This is a genomic window from Pedobacter zeae (assembly GCF_014196715.1).
In the GTDB taxonomy this organism is placed as follows: domain Bacteria; phylum Bacteroidota; class Bacteroidia; order Sphingobacteriales; family Sphingobacteriaceae; genus Pedobacter; species Pedobacter zeae.
Genome location: NZ_JACIEF010000003.1, coordinates 490,264 through 513,213, shown reverse-complemented (window position 1 = coordinate 513,213; position 22,950 = coordinate 490,264). Strand labels below are relative to the sequence as shown.

The window sequence follows — 22,950 nt, the reverse complement described above, 5'->3', positions numbered from 1 at the left end:
TCTTACCTCACAAACAACTTTTAATAAACTCTGTTTTAATATGGATGAATAAATCTGTTAGTGTAAAAGTATATCATGGGTACGGCCATGCGCATAATTTAGTTGTTTATGGTCATGTTTTTAAATATAAGGCTAAAACGCAGCAGGTTTACAGCAATAATATCCTGGTTAATATCGCTCATCTGTTAAAACTTTTTATTTTAAAGCCTTATGCTTTTGTTGATGTTCGCTTGCGGTTTTTTGATCAGGTTATCTATAACAAAACAGAGAGCGATGGCTTTTTTAAATTTGAATGGAAAGCCAATCAGGATATCCCGGCAGGCTGGCACGATGTTAAAGTGGAAGCGCTTAACAGGGACGGCTCTGTTTTAAATGCAGGTGAAGGTAAGGTGTATGTACCTCATATTACGCAATATGCTTTCATCTCTGATGTGGATGATACCATCATGATTTCACATTCGGCAACCATTGGGAGGCGATTAAGAGAACTTTTCATTAAAAATCCACATACCCGCAAAACCTTTCCCGATGCGGCGAGTCATTATCAGCAATTGGCTTTATCTCATACGGATGTGGTACAGCCCAATCCCTTTTTTTACGTGAGCAGTAGTGAATGGAATCTGTACGATTACCTGGTAGAAACCTTTAAGTTTAACAAATTGCCCGATGGCGCCTTTCTCTTAAATACCCTGAAAAGATGGAAAGATCTGATCAAAACGGGAAAAACCGGGCATGAAGGGAAATTATTGAGGGTAATGCGCATCCTTGATGCCTTCCCTAACCAGAAATTTGTGTTTTTTGGGGACAATTCGCAACAGGATCCTGAAATTTACAGCTCAATAGTAGAAAAATATCCTAAAAATATTGAAGCGGTGTATATCCGGAACATCCGGCCTCAAAAAGCCGGAGAAACCATGCTGTTGCTTAAAAAAGTAGAGGGCGAAGGGGTTTGCACCTGTTTATTTAATACCAGTGAAGAGGCTATTGAACATTCCAAATCAATAGGATTAATTCAATAGTCTGCTTTTCAAAAAAGATGGATACAGATTCCGCAGTTCGGTCGAAATGACGAATGTACGCAGGTGTTTTAAATTAAGAAATTGACTTCCCAAAAGGGGTAAAGGCCAGGTTCATGAGTTTAAAATGCTGGCGGCCAAACGGAATACCTATGATGGTAATGCAGAGCAGGATACCGAAAAACAAATGGGTTAAGGCAATCCAAAAGCCACCACAAAAAATCCAGATCAGATTCATGATGGTAGATAAACAGCCAGTGTTTGATGAGGTATCGGTTATTTTAACCCCAAAAGGCGCAAGGCCAACAATGGCAAATTTAAAACATTGGATACCAAAAGGAATACCTATAATGGTAAGGCAAAGGATCAGCCCTCCGATAATATATTCGAAAAAAATAAAGATCCCGCCAAAAATAATCCAGATGATATTGCCTAAAAAGTTCATTTCGCTTGTTTGAGTTAAGATTTAAAAATTTGCTTTTTGTTACAGATAACATCATGTATTCTTAACAGATTTCTTTGTAATTTAGAATTACACACAAAAGAAACACAACATGAAAAAATTAATTTTTGCAGCGGCACTCACCGCCTGCTTTGGGCTGTCGCATGCCAAAGCCCAAAATGTAAACGGCGTTAAGCTGACCGATATTCACGTAGATTATATCCAGATCCTTGCAGTAAAAAGTTTTTTAACAGATAAACAATGGATTGCGCTTGAACATGGCCAAAAGGTAAATGATTACAGCGAACTGTATATCAGGGATGATAATGATAAAAAAATGGAATTTAATTCAGCAATTGATGCCGTTAACAAAATGAAAGCCTACGGCTACGAGTTACTGAGTGTATACACCGAACAGGTAGACCCATCATCAAACCGGCCTGTATATGTGTTGAAAAGGAAATAATAACAAGAAGTCAAGTTTTTTGCAGCAAGTTGGTTATTAAACTTGACTTCTTTGTAAGCGCTATATAAAATCCAGCGTATTAAATTTTTTATTCAGAATATCAGCATTGTTTACATCCAGCCATTTATCTAAAATGGTACCATAAACCTGCCTGAAATCCAACTGGTATTTTAAATCGCCCGTATCTAAATCACTCAGGTTTGGAGCAGCATTAAAAATACCTTGTTTCTTCAATTTTCCGCCGAAAATGAACATGTTGTTTGCTGTTCCGTGATCGGTTCCATTGCTGGCATTTTGCTCTACCCTGCGGCCAAACTCAGAGAAGGTAATCACCAGGGTGTCGTCTAATTTATTATTCGTTTTTAAATCTTTTAAGAAAGCGGCCATCCCTTCGCTGTATTGTTTAAGCAGGTTCCCTTGCTGACCAACCTGGTTCACATGGGTATCGAAACCACTTAAAGAAACATAATAGACCCTCGTTTTTAGTCCTGAAGAAATAAATTTTGAAACCGTTTTTAACTGGTTGGCAAAGCCAGAATTAGGGTAAGTTGATTTAGACTGATAAATTTTCGAAGTATTCTGGATATAACTGGCAGACGATGATGTTTCAATCATCGTTTTGTACAGGTATCCTAAATTATCTTCATCTAAATGTTCCTTATCATTCTGCAACATGGCCTTAAAAAACGGATCGTTTGTATTGCGGAATAAAGCTGCAGGATCTTTTAATGCAATCCCTTTTTTGGTCTCCCCTTTCATGGCTAAAGAAAGTGAATCGTCTACTTCTATTGCAGTATAAGGGAATTTGCAGGTTTGGCAATTGCTGTCTAAATAGCGGCCAATCCATCCGGTAGATAAGAATTGATTGCTATCGCTGCCGGTTTGCCAAATGTCCATCGAGCGGAAATGCGAGCGGTCGGGGTTGGGATAACCAACTTCGTTAATAATGGTCATCCAGCCCTGATCATAGATCTCCTGTAATGCCGCCATATTAGGGTTTAAGCCCTGCATGTCGTTCAGCTTAATTACCTCATCAGGTTTAATGGCAATACTTTTTCTTTTTTGATAGTAAATGTCATTCCCGAAAGGAACAACAGTGTTTAAGCCATCATTTCCGCCTGAAAGCTGTATCACCACCAGGTTTTTGTAAAGGCTCAACTCATCAAGAGCCATGGCCTCAAGCGGTTTCATGAAAGCGGGAACGAAAAGCGAACCTGCTGCAACAAAGCCTGTATTTCTTAAAAAAGTTCTTCTGTTCATGGTGTTAGTAGTTAATGAAGTTTTAGTGGTTCATTAGTTGATGGTTTATATATAGTTTGATAACTGATGGCATGGATGTTTAGCGAAACGGCTATCAACCATAAGCCATTTAACCATTAACCCACAGCATTTTAACACAATTGGTACTCCGGCATGCTCGTAATCTCAACCGCGGTACTCCGAAGTCCCTTATTATCACTTACCATGGTCGTAATTTTATCGTTTAATTTTGGCTGTAATAAAAACTCGGTAAGGGCCAATGGTGTTAAGCCCTTAGGCAAGGTGTTTAAAAATTTAGGCCAGTCAACACTAGCATTTACATACGATTTTGGTTTCATATTGGCATTTGCCTTGGTGGTAGCTGTCCGGCTTAGGGCTATTACTGCTTCATCTTCAGGATCGGCTTTACCGCTAAAATCAATTTCTCCATCATTTAAAACAAGAGAAGGGATACGCATCCGCAGCATTAACGACGAACTATCAATCCAGCTTTGTCCGCCCGGCCAGCCGGCTACATTGGGTGGATTAAATAAATATTGGCCTAAACTGCTCTGCAACTGAATTAAAACCTGTGGTTTGTTATAGGTAACATAAAACTCGCGACTTAAGCCTACCAAAAATTCGGCCGGTGATTTAATTTTTGTACCTACATTTTCGGGGCTATAGAACCAATCGGAAGTAAACATTTTTTTCATCATCGAGGCGATGTCGTATTTCGAATTGTAAAAATGTGTGGCGAGTTCTTTAACATGTGCCTCATTTGGGCTGTCATTAACAAAGAATTTATATACTTTCCAGGCAATAAACTGTGCGGTTTCCGGTTTTTCGAGAATGATGTCGATAATGTTTTCGCCTTCAAAATTCCCGATTTTACCGAAAAAGGTCTTGGTTCCTGTATCATGCAGGTTTTCCCTAAAAATAAAAGAACCATCCTTGTCATACATCCAGCCGGTAAAAGCCCGGGCAGATTCTTTAATATCCTGTTCTGAATAATTTCCCCTTCCTAAGGTAAAAAGTTCCATAAGTTCGCGGGCAAAATTCTCATTAGGTTTACCCTTTCTATTCTGCTGGTTGTTCAGGTATTGCAGCATCGCTGGCGACTTCGAAACTTCAACCAATAAGGTTTTAAAGCTTCCCAGGGCATTTTTTCTTTGAATATTGTTTAGTTGCTGTGCAAAAAACGGGTTGTTGCTGCGACAGGCAAAATGTCCATGCCAAAAGAGTGTCATCTTTTCCCTCAATGGAGCATCTGTATTGATCATTTTGGTTATGAAGGCAATATTGAGGTCGCGGCTTACTTCGTTTTGTTCTCTTATAATCTGCTGACGCATTTTCTTTTCATCATCTGTCAGGTCTTTTTTAGCATATAAGCCTGCCTGTACCAAAAGCTGTCGTTTTGATTCAAAATCATTTACCAAATTAATTGGATCGTCTTTTTGAGAATCTTTAAGCAAGTTATCAACCACCTTATCAAGTCGTTTTTTGCTTAATTTTTGTAAGTCGGTATAAGAAACTCCGAAACCCGCCCGGTTGTAAAGATGTTTTACTTTTAAAAAATTATCTTTTGCGCTCATAATGAACTGTTTTACAGTATGACTTATTTAAAACGCCAGGGTTTAATCTTTGTTTTCTTTCTTATTTTTGTCTATGTTTTTTCAGTTACTAGACGACAATCCGGGCTTTCCTGACCCGGCCCTGGCAGAAGAGGATGGTTTGCTGGCCATTGGTGGAGATCTGAGTATGGAAAGATTGTTGATTGCTTATTCTAATGGCATATTCCCATGGTTTAGCGAAGGCGAACCGATCCTATGGTATTCGCCGCACGAACGGTGTGTGATATACCCGTCTAAAATTAAAGTCAGCAAAAGCATGCGTAAAATTTTAAAGCAGAAGGTTTTCGAAATTACTTTTAACCAGGCTTTTGCAGAAGTGATCAGAAACTGTGCAACTACGGAAAGGAAAGGGCAGGATGGGACCTGGATAACCAACGAAATGCAGCAGGCTTACATCAACCTTCATCAGCAGGGCTATGCACACAGTGTAGAAGTTTGGCAGGGCGGTACATTGGTGGGCGGTTTATATGGCATTAAGTTTAACCGCGTATTTTGTGGAGAAAGCATGTTTAGTCATGTCAGTAATAGTTCAAAAGCTGCCCTTATCTTTTTAAGCAAAATGAATATCGATTTAATCGATTGCCAGTTGCCAAATGATCATTTAATGAGTTTGGGTGCCGAAATGATCAGCCGGGAATTGTATCTGGAAATGCTTCAGGCACCCTAATGCTAAAGCTTGGGTTTATCGTGGTAGAATTAAATTTTTCTTTCGGCCTTTGCTCAATAAACCAGGAGTAGCGATTTCGATTTCCCGTTAGAATTAGCAGGTAAGGGCGTTATAACGGTTGGGTACTATTTAATATGATTGATGGTGTTAAAACTTTATGTTAGTGTTTATTGTCATCAATTAAACTTTGCTCACGTATGGCGTTTTCAATTCTTCTGTCGGGAATAAACCAAATACAGGCCACCAGGAAATAAAGTGCAAAACCAATCCAGGGGTTTATAAGCTTAATCCGATACCGGCAATATAGAAGGGCAGTGAAAGCTTCCCTTTGGTATCATTGCCAATGGCATGCACCACTAAAGAGTGTTGCCCTTCGGTTTTTTTAATAATAATCACCAATAAAGTATATGAAATAGCAGCAAGAAGTAGCACCGTGCCATAGGTAATAACGGGCCATAAGGCAAAGTGGTGTTCACCCATCCAGCCTGCCGTAAACGGAAATAGCGAAAGCCAAAAAAGGAAATTCAGGTTGGCCCAAAGCATTGATCCGTTTACTTTTTTAACGGCATGTAATAAATGGTGATGGTTATTCCAGTAAATGCCAACATAAATGAAACTTAGGATGTAACTGATGAATTTGGGAATCAATGGCTTTAAGGTAGCTAAAGTTTCGCCATGTTCTGGCACTTTAATCTCCAGAACCATAATGGTGATGATAATGGCGATTACACCATCACTAAAAGCTTCCAATCTGCCTTTGTTCATAAAATACCTGAGATTTACTACAATTATCAATCAAATTATTTGATAAAACAAAACCTGCAGGCTTTTGCCCTGCAGGTTCCTTATTGTTGTTTTATGGAAATTATAATTCTCTCACCCAAATGTTCCTGAAGCTAATGGCAGGGCTTGGGTCGCCATGATCCTGTAATTTGATCGAAGAAGGCCCATGTTTTTTATATTCAGGAGCACCGATATACCTCGTCGCACCTTTTAATACAAAACCATTTTGTAAAAGTACTCCATTTAAGAATACTGTAACACTTGCTGGTTTTTGTACGGTTCCATCCTCGTTAAAACGTGGTGCATTCCAAATGATATCATAATATTGCCATTCGCCCGGCTTTTTGTTGGCATTGGCTAATGGAATCGCTTGTTTATAAATGCTGCCTGTTTGTCCGTTTACATAGGTTTTGTTGTTATAAACATCTAAAATCTGGATTTCATAGCCATCATCACCACCGCCGGTTGAAGCTAAAAATATACCGCTGTTTCCACGCGCCTGCCCTTCGCCAGAAATGTTTTCAGGAATTTTCCATTCCAAATGCAGTTGGTAATCGGTAAATTTTTTATTGGTTTCGATATTTCCTGTGCCTTTTTTTACGGTAAAAAATCCATCGTCTACGGTCCATGCGGCTGGTTTTGACGGATCTTTAACTGAATGCCAAGCATCTAAATTGCGACCATTAAAAAGAATAATCGCATCAGAAGGGGCATCCTGAGGTAATTTGCCCGGTGTAACAACCTTTGGTACGGGTTCCCAAACCTCGGTGGTTTTTGGGTCTTTGGCTGGATCTGGTTTTTTATCCTGTGCCATAGCCTGCCCTGCAAATAAAACAGGAATAAATAAAAGTGTGTACTTGTTCATAATTGTGGTTTAACTTTTTAAAGTTAACCAGTTTATTAAGAAATGGAAATTTAGTATTTAAAATATTACCCCAAATCATCAACAACATAGGTTTCACTTATAATCACTTCATCAGGGGCAATACCCTCTTTGCTTTGCTCTGCCAGGTCGCGCATGGGACAATAACCGGTAATACCGCGGTATAACAGGCCGGCACCAATGGCAGCGCCGGTTAACCCAATTACAGGGTGCGAAAAAATACTTGTAATGCCTTTAAACAATAAATAGGTACCTGTAACACCAGATAACCAACGTTCGGATTGGGATACGTTCTGAAATAGTTCGGGATATTTCCAGGCTTCTTTAACATTATTTACTGCAGTATTAAAATCTTGATTTGTCATGGTGGTAGAATTTGTGTTCTACATTATAACAAGTTGGGAGGGAATGAGTTTGAAGTAATTTAAATTGTTGAACTAATAACGATTATTTCACCACCTGAGACCTATGAGGCATTAAGTAATCCTGTCATTCTGAACGTAATGAAGAATCTCTTTTGGTGATAACATAGGATCTTGAGCTTATGGCCTTGCTGGCCGGACAGCCATCAGGTTTAGATCAGCATCTTTTGGTGTTGAGCCCTGGAGAGCCTTGAAATAAATTACCTTCAGATAGCTCGCTGACACCAGGTTCCGGCCGACGAATTTCGGGGCATGGTAAGCTGCTTCTATTAGTTCAGGATCTCCCGGATATCGTCCTTACTCAACGATTTAAAGAAACTCTCCTCAGTGGTGATGAGTGAATTGGCCAGTGACTTTTTGCGGTTTTGCAAGGCTAAAATTTTCTCTTCAACGGTGTCTTTGGCGATGAATTTATAGATAAAAACCTTTTTATCCTGCCCAATGCGGTGTGTCCTGTCTATAGCTTGTTGTTCTACGGCGGGGTTCCACCATGGATCGAGAATGAAAACGTAATCGGCCTGTGTTAAGTTTAAGCCAACACCGCCCGCCTTTATTGAAATCAGGAACACTTTCAAATCGATATTTTGCTGAAATTCGGCTACAATTTCGCCACGGTTACGTGTGGCTCCATCTAAATAAGCAAATGAAATGTTTTCGGTCTCAAAATGTTTTTTAAAGATATCGAGGTGTTTTACAAATTGTGAAAAAACCAGAACCTTATGCCCGCCCTTAAGCACGTTATCTAAAGTATGGATCACGTTTTCAAATTTTCCCGAATCGGAAAGGTACTCTCCATCTATCATTACAGGGTGGTTGGCCAACTGACGTAAGGCTGTTAATCCTTGCAAAAGCTGCACCTGTTTTTGTGCAAAAGTTCCATCATCCATGCTCTGTAAGAGATCATTGCGGTAGGCCGATTTGGTTTTTTCGTAGTAGGCCGCCTGGTCTTCGCTCATATCGCAATAAATTACCTGTTCAGTTTTAGGAGGCAATTCTGCAGCTACCTGCTCTTTCGTTCTGCGCAGCACAAAAGGTTTGATAATGGATTGCAGTTTACGTGCTTTTTCTTCATCCTTTTTCTTTTCAATAGCCTGCACGTATTCTTCAAAAAAGAAGGCCTGGGTTCCTAACAGGCCAGGATTTAAAAAAGTTAACTGCGACCATAAATCGCTAACCGAATTTTCTACCGGTGTACCGCTCAAAATTAAACGGTGTTTCGATTTAAGGCTTCTAACGGCTTTGAACGATTTGGAAGCAGGGTTTTTAATGTTCTGGCTTTCATCCAGAATGATGTAATTGAAATAGAAATTTTTCAATTCATCTACATCTACCCTGGTTACCCCATAGGTGGTAATAATAATGTCGTAATTCGCAAAATTAGCAACATCCTTATTTCTGTTGCTCCCTGTATGCGCCAGTATTTTAAGCTTTGGTGTAAATTTTTTGGCCTCTGTTAACCAGTTGTAAATTAAAGAGGTGGGCATGATAATGAGCGAGGAAGTTCGCAGGCCCTGTGCCTGATCATCCTCTTTTACTTTTTGCAGCATGGCCAGCGTTTGGATGGTTTTACCCAAACCCATATCATCTGCAAGGCAACCACCGAAATTGTATTCGCGCAAAAAGCTAAACCAGTTGTAGCCGGCTTTCTGGTAATCGCGCAAACTGCCTTTAAAATTGGCGGGCATCTGCGTATCGGCGATATCCTCAAAATCAGATAAGCGCTGAAGCTTGCGCTCTAGGGTTACATTGGCCAGGCTATCTTCAGCCAGATCGTTGATTAAGCCGATGTGGTGCTTCTTGAGCTTTAAACTTTTGCCGGCTTCAGCCAAACTAAATAAACTGCCGTATTGCGTAAACCATTTATCCGGAATAATGGCTACTTCACCATCGGGTAATAGAAATTCGCGCTTTTTATGCAGGATGTGCTGTTTTAAAGAGAGAAAAGGAATCTGGTATTTGCCAAACCAAACTACAGCATGAATATCGAACCAATCATTTTCTTCTTTAACCTGAAGATCGATTTTGCTTGCCCCAAACACAAATTTCTTTTGTCCGGTAGCTTGTTCAATTTCAAAGCCCGAAGCCTGTAATATTTCAATATGCTCATTTACCCAGTTTATGGCAGCGTAACTCGGGTTTTCTTCGGCCGAGACTACTTCCAGGTTGCTGAATAGTGAGCTTGTCTTTTTAAGACCCAGGGATAAAAGCAGGTTAAATTGTTTTTTCTCCCAGTCTGCCGAGCGTTTTATCCGGTGGAAAATATAGTTATCGGCTGTTTTTTCTAAACGTACGGTTACTTTATGCGCATTTTCGACCGGAAAAGTATATTCACCATATTTAAAGTACAGCTGTATCTGCGAAAGACCGCCATCAACATATAAAATCTTGATTACTGGTGTGGCCTCGAACTGTTCAGTCCTGATTTCGAAACCCTCTGCATATACATGGTGTTTTTCGATTAAAGGCGCTACAAACTTTTCGAAGTAGGTCGCTTCGGTAGTTTTCGGGATGGCAATGTAACGTTTGTTCAGAAAAGGCTGTAATTTTTTTCCTTCGATATCCTGATCAAAAAAGTACAATACATCGTTAAGCAATAACCAGGCAGGTTTGTTGCTGATGATCTGTGCTTCTTTAAACATAAATTCAATGCGCAGGTTCTGGTACTTGATAGTAGGGAAGTAGCGCGTTTCGGTTTCATTCCTCCTGAAGTGGAAAAGGATAGACGCCGGTTCGCCGGCAAGTTCAATTTTACGCTCAACCGGCCAGCCATCTTTATCCATTACATAGAGCTCATTCTTAACCTTTAAAAGCTCTAAGGCTTCGGCGAGCTTCTTCTCAATTTTCGGACGCACATTCTCATAGAATTTATCATCGAAAACTTTGGTGAAAAACTCGGTTGGCCTTATTAGTTTCTTGTAATATTTTTTAATCAGCGAATCCTGCTCAATGTCGTCTAAAATTTTGATCAGTTTATAATCGATATCGCTTAAACAGGCTTTAAATTCTTCGGCGGTATGAGTAAAAATTCTTTGGTAGGTAAAAGAAAAATCGCCTTGGGGGTTAAGCTGAACTACGTGTGGTTCAATTAGATAGCCAAGGTACTCATGTTTGCACAAAGAGTACACCACTTTACAGGCTTTAGAACTATCGACACGTAACATTGATTGGTTTAAAATTTTGGTAAGCTAAGCGCTTAAAAAACTTTAAACTTACAATATTTTGCGAATACATCAAAAGAACTGACCATTTTTGGGATAAAAATTATGAATTTTTAATCTGCACTGAAAAACCAGCCTGGGGCAGCAGTTTAATTAGGGGGGTATTAATTGCAATGCTGAAATATTTGGCTTTCCAAGCAATATTAATACTTTATAATTGCCAACAACTTATTATCTTAGGCCTTTGATTGGTAGGCATGTTATTATCAGTCAGTTAACGCATCATTCCAACTTAAATGAAGTTTTTTTACGCGCTCTCTGTGTTCACTTGTCTGTTTTTTTCTGGCTATGGACAGGAAACTCCACGGAGTACCCAATATATTTTTAACAATATCCTGCTAAACCCTGCTTTATCGGGTATTGATAACTATACCGATTTAAAGATCGGTTTGCGTAAACAGTGGAGCGGTTTGGAAGGCTCACCAAGCACACAATACCTTTCTTTAAGTACTGCCATTGGCGAAGATTTTGTACGCAGTAATGTAAACTCGTTTGCTGGCAATGGCGAAAATCCGATGAGCAGGAGTTTTGTAAACAATTACACGGCTGCTGAGCCACATCATGGTATCGGCCTTGTAGCAATGACGGATAAAGCGGGATTGATCAGGCAGACTAATGTGAGTGTAACCTATGCTTATCATCTTGGTCTTACTAACGAAATCAATTTGTCGTTAGGTTTATCTGCAGGGTTTAAATCGATCAATATGGATGTACGAGGAATTGTTGCAGACGAATCTGGAGACCCGTTATTTTCAGCCGATTATAATAATAAAATCAGACCTGATATCGGCGCCGGTATCTGGCTGTACAGCCCGAGGTTTTTTGCAGGGCTTTCGGCCAAGCAGCTAATTGGTAATAAGAGTAGTGTTGTAGGCAATAAAATTAGAATTGATGCTTACCAGGCAGCAACTTTTTACGGAACTGCTGGTTATAAAATATTCCTGGATGAAGATATCGCCATGATTCCATCTGCATTGATTACTTATTGGGCCAATGCGCCTGCCGCATTTGATGCCAACCTGAAATTTGCCTATAAAGACAAATTCTGGCTAGGTACAAGTTTCAGGAACAATGATTCTTTTTCGCTTCTGGCAGGATTTAACGTAGCCTCACTGGTAAACCTGAGCTATTCATATGATGTAAATACTTCAGGTTTGCGCTCGGTAAATAATGGTACCCATGAAATTGTACTGGGCATTTTGTTAAATAACCGCTATCAGGTAGCCTGCCCGAGCAGACAGTTTTAACGCAAAAGTGTAATGCTGCCGCCTAGTGGTTTGCATTCGGCACGTAAATCGATTACATAATAATAAACACCTGCCGGTAATTCCTTATCCCTGAAACGGCCATCAAATGGTTTGTTGTAATTTCCGATAGATTCGTAAACCAACTGACCACCACGGGTATAAACTTTGATATTAGTGCCTTTAAAATCGGGTAAGCCACGTACTTGCCAAACATCGTTCATGCCGTCGCCATTTGGAGTCATGGTGTTGGTAATCTCCAGGTTATCATGTGTTACTTCTACATGCACTTTGGTAAATTCGCTGGTACAGGAACCGAGTTTTCTGCGGACAAAATAATCAGCGGTTTTAGCCACTTTAAATTTGAATACACCTGTAGTACTTTCTAAAAATGGCTTGATATCGTCAAGCTTTTCGAACAACTGATAAGTGCCTTCTTCTGGAGCGATTACGGGCAGTACAATATCAGAAACGTAGCAAACACGTAAATCATGTATAACCGGAGCCAGGATTTTAAAAGATTCATCAACTATGGTAAAAGGCTCACTAATGGCATAACCACAGCTTGTTTTGTCTTTCACTTCCAAGCGGTAGGTGCCAGCACCTATGTTGGTTAAATCCTGTGTAAATTGAATAGCCTCGCCTTTTTCATTTATCCATTTAAAATCGTAACCAGGTACACCGCCAATGACCTGAACGCCTGTAACAGAACCTCTCTGCAAAGAGCAACCATCTTTAATTGCAGTTCCGGTATTAGGCACAATGGTAAGTAGAGGGGTAACATTTACGGGATATGGCCCTAAGATGGTTTCGCAATTATTAATATCGTAAGCAAACATTCTGTAGTTACCGCCTGGCAGGTTTTTGAGTTCAATTGTAGTTGCGGTTTTGATTGATCCATTAATGGTTGTACCTGATTCATCTACCCATTTATAGGATGTTGGAAGAACTGAGCTAAAGTTTAGACTAATATTTCCATTAATTAATCCACAGGTGGTGTTATTTACTGTTGGTGTAAAGGTGTAAACAGTTGGTGTTAATGCGTCCACCCTAAAAGTTAATTCTTTGGTACAGGTATATAGAGAGTTGCTGGCAACCAAGGTGTAAGTGCCAGGTGCTAAGTTCGAGATTTTGATTGACATGCCTGGCGAGTATACTCCCTTTATAATACGCTGTTTGGCAGGATCTAACCACTCGTAAGTATCGGCATTTACGATAGAAACATTATCTATAACACCATTATTAACCCCGCATCTGGCTGGTAAAATCGATCCGCCATTAATGGCGACATCGCTGTAAGTACTTATGAAATAAGTTTGAGCAGGAGCAGGAGAACATGGGCCTTCATCATATACAGAGAGACTATATCTGCCTCCCCCTACATTTACCAGATCGAGCTTATCGGAAATGACGTCTGTGCCGAGCTTTCCATCGGCATCGTATTTGAACCATTTGTAACTTAAAGTTCCTGTGGCATCGGTAATTGTAAAGCCTGTTAGGCTTCCATTTTCTTTGCCACAAGCAGCTGGAATGTTTGATGTTGGTCCGCTTATTTTCGGTTGTGGCTTCCTTTTAACGGTAATTGGGTCTGAATCCAATGAGCAACTCGCCTCATCAGATACTTTAACGTAATAAGTACCTTCGGGTAAAGTAGCTGGATTGCTCCTGCTTACTACTGTATTTGTCGCAGTATTGATCCATTCGTATTTTAAAACTCCTTTTCCTCTTAAAACTTCTGCAGTAAAAGTAAAAGAAGTTTGCCCACATACCGGATTTATTGGTAAAATAGTTGGTTTAGTTAACTTCTGATCTTTAATAATGAATACAGTTGGAAATGCTTTACAACCATCATCAACCGTTACTTCGTAAGTACCAACTTCTAAATTAGCAATACTTTGCGTATTTCCTTTAGGTACACGGCTGCCATCAGTTTCTATCTTTACCCAGCTGAAGGTAAATCCCTCACGCGGTTCAGAGATGGTGATTGAGCCATTGGCGTTGCAGGTTACGGGTTCTACTATCGCTTCATTTGCCAATAACTCTGCAGTTGAAAATGGAGAAGTTGTGGCATTCAACAAGCTGGCAGTTGCAGTAACCATTCCGCTAAGGCTGCCATTGTATTCCCATCGGCCGTCACTACCAGCCTGTACCGTGGCAATATAAGTTTTACCCTCACAGATGCCCTGGCAGTTTACGGTATAAAACAGTTCTACTTCAGCGTTTGGTGTAGCCCTACCAGAAACATAATCGTTTCTTTTTTTGAGGATTTGAATATAGGGCTGAAGGATAGTCAGGGTTTTCCCAATCCCAAATGTTCTGTTACAAAAAAAACTATTCCTGGTTATTTTTACTGGTTTTGACGATACAGTTTCAACCCCAAAGCTGTTATTGGCAATTAAGTTTGTTTCAGTAGTCGTTGCCCCACCTATAGTTCCACCTGCACCAGTTTCTATTTTAACACCGATGCCATTGCCCATTATTACAGCTCCGGCGGCATCTGTTCCAATTGCATTGCCCGTTAAAATAAAATCCGAATTGGTAATCGAAACACCGGTGGTTCTATTCCCCCCAATAATATTATTGCGAACATAAAGTGCTGTATTAACCGCATTGACCTTTAAACCTGCTATTTCTAAGGAAGAGGAAGAGAGAAAAATAGGTAGCTCATGAAAATCTTTTTTACCCGTATAATCGACCCCGATTTTGTTGTTGATGATATTGATGTCGAATCTTGCCGCGGTAGAATAAGATGAGCGAGTAATATCTAAATTGATTCGGTTTGCGGCAATTACGTTACCTTGGCCGGCATTATCGCCACCAATATCCAAAGCACTGTCGTATAAATTAGCAGAGATACCGATAACATTGGTGTTCGGGGTGATCCCATCATATATTACCCCGATTAAATTTGATTGGATATTAATTTTTGTAGCGGTTATATTTGAATAAATATAGTTGTTCCGAATGGCTATACCGTTAATATTCCCTCCAATTACGTTCCCTTTCCCAGGTGCGCCAATGGTAATGTTATTTGCACGGTAGTCGATCACAATACCTGACCCCTGTGCTGTATTTACATTTTGTAAATTGGTGATGGTAGCGAAATTTCTGATATACAAGCCATAAACTTCTACACCTGTGGTCTGAATTTGAGTGTCTAAAGATTGGCCGATTGTTAAACCCGAAAAGGTGCTGTTGGGATATTCAGGCTCTAAAATTACTTTCGCTCCCGAAACACCAAGTACTGGCCATGCTGTTTGCGAGCTGCCATCGATAATCACGTTAGAAGAAACAACGGGTAAAGCAGAACGTAACCTTATGGTACGGTTGGCATTATCGCTTGGGTTACCAGGTAAGTTAAAATTGATGGTATAGGTAGTGGTCCTATTGGCTATAGCGGCCTGTGTTAAGCCTTCCCTTAATGTTCCAGGGCCGCTATCGGCATTACTGGTAACCACATAAGTTTGAGCGTAAATATTATTAAGAAAAAATAAGCCCAAAAATAGGGACAGTAGTTTTGAGAGACGCATAAAATTGTTTGGTGTAGCCAAAATACAAATAAAAGTTTAGTGGCTAGGGTTTTAGTTCACAAACCTACATTAATTTTTCTGAAAATTAGGTGTCATCTTTTTTTACTGCCAAGTTCGCCAGAAAGATCTTTCGCTGTGCTCAGGATGACAAAAAAAACGCTGTAGAATGTTGAAACGTATGCCATAGAATGAAAAAAGGCATCCTGAAAATCAGAATGCCTTCAATGTGCTTATTTAATTATTGCTTATTTCCAGCCTCCGCCTAACGCGCGGTACAAGTTTACCACCGCCTGTAATTTTTGTAAACGATCGTTAATACCGCTTAATTGAGCACTTAGCAAACTTTGTTCTGAAGTTAATACATCAGTATAATTGGTTGCTGAGCTGTAACGTAACAACTCCTTGGTAAAATCAACTGCTTTGGTTAACGATGCGATCTGTTTTGCCCTGGTTTCCTCTTTTTCAGCAGCGGTTTGGTAAGCATATAAAGCATTTGATACTTCCTGTCCACCGGTTAAAAGTGTTTGTTGGAACGTGTAGAGGGCAATCTGTTGATTGGCTTCTGCAGTTTTTAAACGGGCCTTATTGGCACCTTTTGCAAAAATTGGCTGCGTTAAACCACCTACTAAGTTATAGAAGATGGATTTGCTGAAGAAATCCTGTAATTGCAGACTAGATAACCCTCCGGTTGCGGTAATGGTTAAAGCGGGATAAAAATAAGCTTTGGCTACGTTGGTATTTTCGAAAGCTGATCTAAAACCAAATTCAGCAGCAATCACATCCGGACGGTTTTTTAACAGTTGTGCAGAAACACCGGTTTGTAAATTCGCATAAGGGGTCTGCTGATCTAAGGTGGTGCGTTTAATTGCATCTGGTGCTTTGGCGACCAAAACACTCAATGCATTTTCGGCTTCCTTAATGCTTCTTTTTAAATCGGGCAAGGTTACCTGGGCAGCATATAAATTGGCCTCGCTCTGTACAACCGCCGCACCGTTTACCACAGCCCCTTGTTTTAGTTCTTTCATGGTTTCCACGTCCTGCGTCCTCACTTTAATGGTTTGCTCGGTAATGGCCAATTGCTTATCGAGCGCCAATAGGGAATAATAGTTATTTGCAATGGTGGCAATTAATTGCGTCTGAACCGCTCTTTTTGCTGCATCAGTTTGCAGTAAAGTTGCATAGGCCCCGCGTTTTGCACTGCTAAGCTTTCCCCATATATCAGCTTCCCAGCTGGTGCTCAACTGTGCTTTATAGGTTTGGGTTTCTAAATTAATGTTAATCCCTGGAGGAAAGTTTAAGGAGGCCTGCGATTGTTTATTATCGGTTACGTTTACATCAGCCTGTAAGCTTGGCAATAGTGCACCACGACTCTGTATTAAGGTCGCTTCTGCAATTTTGATCCTCTCGATCGCTTGTTTCAAGTCTAAATTTTCATTTAATCCCTGTTGGATCAACGATTGTAAGGTGGTGTCTGAAAACAACGTTTTCCACTGCAGATCTGCCATGGTAGTGGTATCTGTTGTGTTATTGTCGCGGTATAAACCCTCGCTCTTTAACTGGGGGCGTTCGTATTTTTTAGTTACGCAGGCACTCAGGGCAACAATGGCTAAGCCGGTTAAAATGGAATGCTTATATCTAAAATTCATTTTCTTCATATTAATGTTTGCTGTTCGCGGTTGCCAATTCATATTCCTCTGGCGTTTGTTCACGGTCAATGCCTTCGTTAAAAGGTGATTTATTACTGATGCGCTCCTGTAAGGACTGGAATACGATAAACAGGGCCGGGATTACAAAGACCCCGAAAATTGTTCCGATCAACATACCGCCTACAGCACCTGTTCCGATGGAGGTATTACCTGCCGCGCCAACACCTGACGATAACATCAGCGGTAATAATCCCAGAATAAAAGCGAAAGAGGTCATCAAAATAGGACGTAAACGTGCCGTTGCGCCATCAATTGCTGCATTGGCAATATTCATTCCTTTTCTTCTCCTGTCTACTGCATATTCAACAATCAAAATGGCATTTTTGGCAAGCAGTCCAACAAGCATGATCAGGGTAATCTGCGTATAAATGTTATTGTCAACCCCAAAAATTTTATCAAAAATGAATACACCTGCTAAACCAACCGGTAAGGAGAATAAAACCGCTAACGGCAATATATAACTTTCGTATTGTGCAGCAAGCAGGAAATACACGAAGATTACGCAAAGTAAAAAGATGAAAACTGTCTGACTTCCGCCTGCCATCTCCTCGCGTGACAGACCCGAAAATTCGTAGCCGTATCCTGCAGGAAGATTTTTAGCGGCTTCTTCCTGAACAGCTTTTAAAGCATCACCCGAACTGTAGCCCGCATTTGGATTACCGGTTACCGAAATTGAAGTAAACAAATTAAAGCGCGAAATAGCTTGCGGACCGTATACTTTGGTTAAAGTAATAAACTCGGATACCGGAGCCATTTCTCCTGATGAATTTCTAACAAAAATGCGGGTTAATGTCTGCTCATTTGCACGGTATTGGGCATCAGCCTGGAACATTACCCTAAACTGTTTACCGAATTTGTTAAAGTTGGAGGCATAAACACCACCATAATAACCCTGCATTACTCCCAATACATCGCTAACCGTTAAGCCGGCCTGTTTAACCTTTGCCACATTTACATCAATCTGGTATTGCGGGAAATTTGGATTAAAAGAAGTAGAAGCGTATTGGATCTCAGGACGTTTACTCAATGCGGCCAAAAATCCATTTCCGATTTCGTTGAATTTTTTAATATCCCCACCGGTTTTATCCTGTAACTGAAATTCAAAACCTCCGCTGGTACCAAAACCCTGGATCGTTGGCGGGGCAAAGAAAATTATTTTGGCTCCTTTAATGCCTGCTGTTTTGGCAAACAATTCGCCGATTATCGTTTTTACATCACGGCCTTTACGTTCATCCCATGGGATTAAACGCGAAATTACCATACCATACGAACTGCCCGAACCACTGATCATACTACGGCCAACAACCCTCAGGGTATTTTTAATTTCAGGAATTTGGTGCGCAATACTATCGATTTTGGTAATTATAACGCTGGTTTCCTCTTGAGAAGTTCCTGCCGGTAATGAAATATCGCTCATTATGGTTCCCAAATCCTCATTCGGTACGAAACCCTTAGGTGTGGTGTTCATCGTCCAGACCAATGCTACCGCGAAGAAGGCAATGGCTAATCCAACAATCCATTTTTTCCTGGATAGAAAGCCGATCGATTTTTTATATTTTCCGGTTACGGCATCGAATGAAGTATTAAAAGCACTGTAAAAACGGGTTAAAAAGTTTTTAGATTTTTCATGCTCTTCTTTATGCGGCTTTAAGAATAAAGCACATAATGCCGGGCTTAAGGTTAAGGCGTTAATGGCCGATAAAATGATCGAAATGGCCAGCGTTAAACCAAATTGCTTATAAAACACGCCTGATGATCCAGAGATAAAACTCACGGGAATAAATACGGCAGCCATGACCAGGGTGATCGAAATAATCGCTCCACTGATATCGTCCATTGCATCTATGGTTGCCTTTTTGGCATCGGTATAACCTTCATCTAGCTTGGCATGTACAGCCTCTACAACCACAATTGCATCATCCACCACAATACCAATGGCAAGCACGAGGGCGAAGAGGGTTAGCAGGTTGATGGTAAAACCAAATAAACTCAGGAAGAAAAATGTTCCTATAATCGCCACCGGCACACTGATTGCCGGAATCAGGGTTGAACGGAAATCCTGTAAGAAGATAAACACCACCAGGAACACTAAAATGAATGCTTCGATCAGGGTATGAAGCACCTTTTCAATAGAGGCATCCAAAAAGTCGTTTACATTAACCAGGGTTGAGTAGTGCACACCCTTCGGAAAAGATTTTTGAGCTTCATCGAGGGTTTTAATGGAGTTTTCGATTACCTCTTTTGCATTAGAACCGGCTGTTTGGTTAATGGCGATACCCAGCGCCTGTTTACCGTTAAATTTAACTGAACTGGCATAACTCTGTGCACCTAATTCAATTCTTGCAATGTCTTTTAAACGGAGTATCTGGCCGTTATCGGTAGTGCGGATAATAATGTTACCAAACTGCGTCTCATCTTTTAACCTGCCCGTATATTTTAAGGTATATTGAAATGCCTGATTACCAAGCTCACCAAACTGACCTGGCGCCGCCTCCACATTCTGATCGGCAAGCGCAACATTAATATCGTTCGGAACCAATCCGTAGGTTGCCATCACATCAGGTTTTAACCAGATACGCATGGTATAATCCAACGTTCCGAATGCACTGGCATCACCTACACCATTAATACGTTTAATCTGCGGGATGATGTTGATGTTGGCGTAGTTCTGCAAAAACTTCTGATCGTAAGAAGGGTCGTCGCTGTACAAACCAAATATCAGTACGTTACTCGCCTGCCTTTTAGCGGTAATAACTCCTGATCTGGTTACCTCTGCAGGTAATAAACTGGTTGCCCGTGCAACCCTGTTCTGTACGTTTACCGCTGCCAGATCGGGGTTGGTACCCAGTTTAAAGTTTACGGTAATAGTGGCGGTACCATCATTACTGGCACTGGAAGTCATGTAGGTCATGTCTTCCACACCGTTGATCTGCTCTTCCAGCGGAACAACAACACTGTTCATAACCACATCGGCATTTGCACCCTGGTATGAGGTAGAAACCTGCACCGTTGGCGGGGCAATTTCCGGATATTGTGAAACCGGTAACGTAGCTAAACCTAAAACACCGAGTATAACGATGATAATGGATATAACCGTTGATAAAACCGGTCTTTCTATAAATTTCTTAAACATAATTAATATTGATTACAATGCTATCGTGTAATTGGCAAGGTTATATTGCTATTTCTTGATATCAGCATAAACTGAATCGGCGCTTTTTTCTTCAGGTTTGATTTTTGTTCCATCTTTTAACGATTGGAAGCCTTCCAGAACAACTTTGTCTCCGGCTTTAAGCCCCTTTGTTACTACATAGAACTTTCCTTTGGCCAAATCCATAATTTCGATCTCGGTACTGGTAATTTTAGCCGAATCGCCTAAAACATAGACAAATTTTTTGCCCTGCAGATCAATGGTTGATTTTTGAGGGACTAAAATTGCATTTTCGATGTGCTGAGGAATCCTTACAGATGCACTTGCACCATTTTTTAATAAAGAAGTAGGATTGGGGAAGGTTGCCCTTAAACTTGCAGAACCTGTACTGGTATTAATCTGCCCGTTGATGGATTCGATCTTGCCATTTTGTGCATAAACTGTTCCATCTGCTAAAACCAGGCTAACCGGCGGAATATTTTTCATTTGCTCTGCTAGGGTTTTTCCTTTGTAGGTTTTAGAAAAATCTAAAAGCTGTTTCTCGTTTAAAGAAAAGTAGGCATAAACCTTCGATATGTTAGATACTGTAGTTAACGGCTGTGTACTGGTACTGCTTACCAAACTTCCATTTCTGAAAGGGATGCTGCCAACTACACCATCAACCGGGCTTTTAACAGAGGTGTAACCTAAGTTAACCTGGGCATTCACCAGTTCGGCTTTTGCCTGTGCCAATGCTGCCTTCCTGCTTTGGAGTGTTAATTGAGCGGCATCAAGATCATACTTACTGATAATATCTTTCTCTACCAAGGGCCTCGTTTTATTTACGGTTAACTGGGCTGCGTTAACATCTGCTTCTGCACTACTGATGGCAGCCCTTGCTGTGCGTACCTGTTGTTCGTATTGAGGTGCATTAATCGTGAAAAGTAACTGGCCTTTTTTAACCACTGCGCCTTCATCTACAAAAATCTTTTCGATAAAACCATCAACTTTTGGGCGGATGTCGATATTTTGAATACCTTCAATCGTTGCCGGATAATCAGAATCTAAAGTGGTGTTTTGTGTACTTACGGTAAAAACCGGATAGGCTTGAGGGCCAGCTGCTGCAGAGGCAGCAGCTTTTTTAGCTGCATCATTATTTCCGCAGGATACTAAAAGCATACCAATGCTCAGGCTAAAAAAGAGAGTTGTTACTTTTCTCATGGGTTATTTCTGTGTGTATAAATTTAAATTTCCGGAATTAAGGGCGTCGTTAAAATATAGAACTTCAATTCGTGCCAATAAACGCCCAAAAATAGAGCCTAACCAAAAATAAATCCGTCCAAATTCTGTCAATTTAATCAATCGATTGATTTATATTTTGAATGTAAATGTGCCTGGAAGAGTTTAAATAGCTGTTTTTTAGTTGGTTAAGTTGGTTTTTTCTTGCTGAAAACGATGTGTAAATATCTTGCGACAGATGTTAAATGGTGTTAAAATCGCTTGTATTAATGCATTTTTTAAACGATTAATCCTGTTTATTTTAGCAAACAGAAAGCGTTGGTGTTGTATATTTTATACGGGATATTGGTGTGGCGGCCAAAACTTGTGGGCTCCAGGAAATCTACAGGACTAGTCTACGTCTCCCTCAAAAACCAATTTGGCCGGTCCGCATAAAAATACATTGGTAAATGCTTTGCCATCGTAGTCGAATTCTATTTTAATATCTCCGCCCAAAACCTTAATGTCAGTTTTAATATGGCCGGTTTGGTTTTTATGTTTTGCCATAGCCATGGCAACTGCTGTTACTCCGGTACCACAAGCATAAGTTTCATCTTCAACGCCACGCTCGTAGGTACGTACAAACAAATGGTCGCCTTTATCCTCAACAAAATTTACGTTTATTCCTTTTTCTGCATAAGTGGCATTATAACGTATATTTTTTCCTGCAGTAAAAACATCCAGGTCTTTCAATCCGCTCTGTAAAGCCACGTAATGTGGCGAACCGGTATTAAGCACGTAAGCTTCACCATCTTTGGTAATGGTGTCTACATCAATCATCTGTAGGTCAACCCATTCGCCATTTTCTGAAATTCTGGCATAGTGAGGCCCGTCTACTGCCAAAAAGTTGGTTTCACGATCAATCATGCCCAGTTGTTTGGCAAAAGCAACGATACACCGGCCACCATTTCCGCACATGCTGCCCAGCTTACCATCAGCATTAAAATAATGCATTTCAAAATCGTAATTTTCGTGCTTTGTAATGAACATTAATCCATCTGCACCAATGCCAAATCTTCTATGACATAATTGTTCAACTAGTTGATTGTCAATGTTTTTTAACGGACCGGATGTGTGGTCTATTAAAATAAAATCGTTGCCTGCGCCCTGGTATTTATAAAAATTAATTTTCATGAAAGCTTCATTTTTTTATGCAATATTCGAGTTGCAAAAGGTAATAAGCGGTTTGTGTTTTTTAATTTAACATTTTTTAACACAAAACTAAGTGCTTTGAGGATGCAAATATCGTTTATATGGTATTAAATTTGAATAAATTTACTAAAGAAAATTTG

General features: G+C 40.3%; 16 protein-coding genes. 4 read left to right on the top strand and 12 right to left on the bottom strand.

Annotation, left to right across the window (positions count from 1 at the left end):
• Positions 1–44 precede the first annotated feature (44 nt).
• On the top strand, positions 45–1,019 hold the full coding sequence (locus GGQ60_RS15255; protein ID WP_183766009.1) for an App1 family protein phosphatidate phosphatase: 975 nt from the start codon (positions 45–47) through the stop codon (positions 1,017–1,019).
• Between the two features lie 73 nt (positions 1,020–1,092).
• Here GGQ60_RS15255 and GGQ60_RS15250 read toward each other — a convergent pair whose 3' ends face one another.
• Complete coding sequence (locus GGQ60_RS15250; RefSeq protein ID WP_183766007.1) at positions 1,093–1,461, bottom strand: YccF domain-containing protein; 369 nt, start codon at positions 1,459–1,461, stop codon at positions 1,093–1,095.
• A gap of 109 nt (positions 1,462–1,570) precedes the next feature.
• Here GGQ60_RS15250 and GGQ60_RS15245 point away from each other — a divergent pair, with 109 nt between their 5' ends.
• Positions 1,571–1,924, top strand: a complete 354-nt coding sequence (locus GGQ60_RS15245; protein ID WP_183766005.1) for a hypothetical protein — start codon at positions 1,571–1,573, stop codon at positions 1,922–1,924.
• 60 nt (positions 1,925–1,984) lie between these two features.
• Here GGQ60_RS15245 and GGQ60_RS15240 read toward each other — a convergent pair whose 3' ends face one another.
• A complete protein-coding gene (locus GGQ60_RS15240; RefSeq protein ID WP_183766003.1) occupies positions 1,985–3,184 on the bottom strand; it encodes a DUF1501 domain-containing protein in 1,200 nt (399 codons plus the stop codon).
• 131 nt (positions 3,185–3,315) lie between these two features.
• Entirely contained in the window at positions 3,316–4,758 is a 1,443-nt protein-coding gene (locus GGQ60_RS15235) for a DUF1800 domain-containing protein (RefSeq protein WP_183766001.1), read from the bottom strand.
• A gap of 73 nt (positions 4,759–4,831) precedes the next feature.
• Between GGQ60_RS15235 and aat the strand changes: the two genes are divergently transcribed.
• A complete protein-coding gene (aat, locus tag GGQ60_RS15230; RefSeq protein ID WP_183765999.1) occupies positions 4,832–5,464 on the top strand; it encodes a leucyl/phenylalanyl-tRNA--protein transferase in 633 nt (210 codons plus the stop codon).
• 276 nt (positions 5,465–5,740) lie between these two features.
• Here aat and GGQ60_RS15225 read toward each other — a convergent pair whose 3' ends face one another.
• From GGQ60_RS15225 to GGQ60_RS15210, 4 genes are all read right to left on the bottom strand, one after another.
• A complete protein-coding gene (locus GGQ60_RS15225; protein ID WP_229685130.1) occupies positions 5,741–6,229 on the bottom strand; it encodes a TMEM175 family protein in 489 nt (162 codons plus the stop codon).
• Positions 6,230–6,329: 100 nt separating this feature from the next.
• Complete coding sequence (locus GGQ60_RS15220; protein ID WP_183765997.1) at positions 6,330–7,112, bottom strand: 3-keto-disaccharide hydrolase; 783 nt, start codon at positions 7,110–7,112, stop codon at positions 6,330–6,332.
• A 65-nt stretch (positions 7,113–7,177) separates the two neighbouring features.
• Positions 7,178–7,495 (bottom strand): YgaP family membrane protein, encoded by a 318-nt coding sequence (locus GGQ60_RS15215; RefSeq protein ID WP_183765995.1) that lies wholly within the window; start codon positions 7,493–7,495, stop codon positions 7,178–7,180.
• 326 nt (positions 7,496–7,821) lie between these two features.
• Entirely contained in the window at positions 7,822–10,713 is a 2,892-nt protein-coding gene (locus GGQ60_RS15210) for a DEAD/DEAH box helicase (protein WP_183765993.1), read from the bottom strand.
• A 293-nt stretch (positions 10,714–11,006) separates the two neighbouring features.
• Here GGQ60_RS15210 and GGQ60_RS15205 point away from each other — a divergent pair, with 293 nt between their 5' ends.
• Positions 11,007–12,017, top strand: a complete 1,011-nt coding sequence (locus GGQ60_RS15205; RefSeq protein WP_183765990.1) for a PorP/SprF family type IX secretion system membrane protein — start codon at positions 11,007–11,009, stop codon at positions 12,015–12,017.
• On the opposite strand, the gene GGQ60_RS15200 is transcribed toward GGQ60_RS15205, so the two are convergent.
• The 5 genes from GGQ60_RS15200 to dapF all read right to left on the bottom strand — a co-directional run bounded on the left by GGQ60_RS15200 (position 12,014) and on the right by dapF (position 22,792).
• Positions 12,014–15,544: a T9SS type B sorting domain-containing protein gene (locus GGQ60_RS15200; protein WP_183765988.1), complete on the bottom strand. Its 3,531-nt coding sequence runs from the start codon at positions 15,542–15,544 to the stop codon at positions 12,014–12,016. The genes GGQ60_RS15205 and GGQ60_RS15200 overlap by 4 nt on opposite strands.
• Before the next feature lie 245 nt (positions 15,545–15,789).
• Positions 15,790–17,190, bottom strand: a complete 1,401-nt coding sequence (locus GGQ60_RS15195) for an efflux transporter outer membrane subunit (protein ID WP_183765986.1) — start codon at positions 17,188–17,190, stop codon at positions 15,790–15,792.
• A 10-nt stretch (positions 17,191–17,200) separates the two neighbouring features.
• The gene (locus GGQ60_RS15190) at positions 17,201–20,383 is read right to left on the bottom strand and encodes an efflux RND transporter permease subunit (RefSeq protein WP_183765984.1); all 3,183 of its coding nucleotides are present in this window, start codon (positions 20,381–20,383) and stop codon (positions 17,201–17,203) included.
• Between the two features lie 48 nt (positions 20,384–20,431).
• Positions 20,432–21,601 (bottom strand): efflux RND transporter periplasmic adaptor subunit, encoded by a 1,170-nt coding sequence (locus GGQ60_RS15185; RefSeq protein WP_183765982.1) that lies wholly within the window; start codon positions 21,599–21,601, stop codon positions 20,432–20,434.
• Between the two features lie 408 nt (positions 21,602–22,009).
• Positions 22,010–22,792, bottom strand: coding sequence for a diaminopimelate epimerase (gene dapF, locus GGQ60_RS15180; protein WP_183765980.1), 783 nt, complete (start codon positions 22,790–22,792; stop codon positions 22,010–22,012).
• Positions 22,793–22,950: the final 158 nt, after the last annotated feature.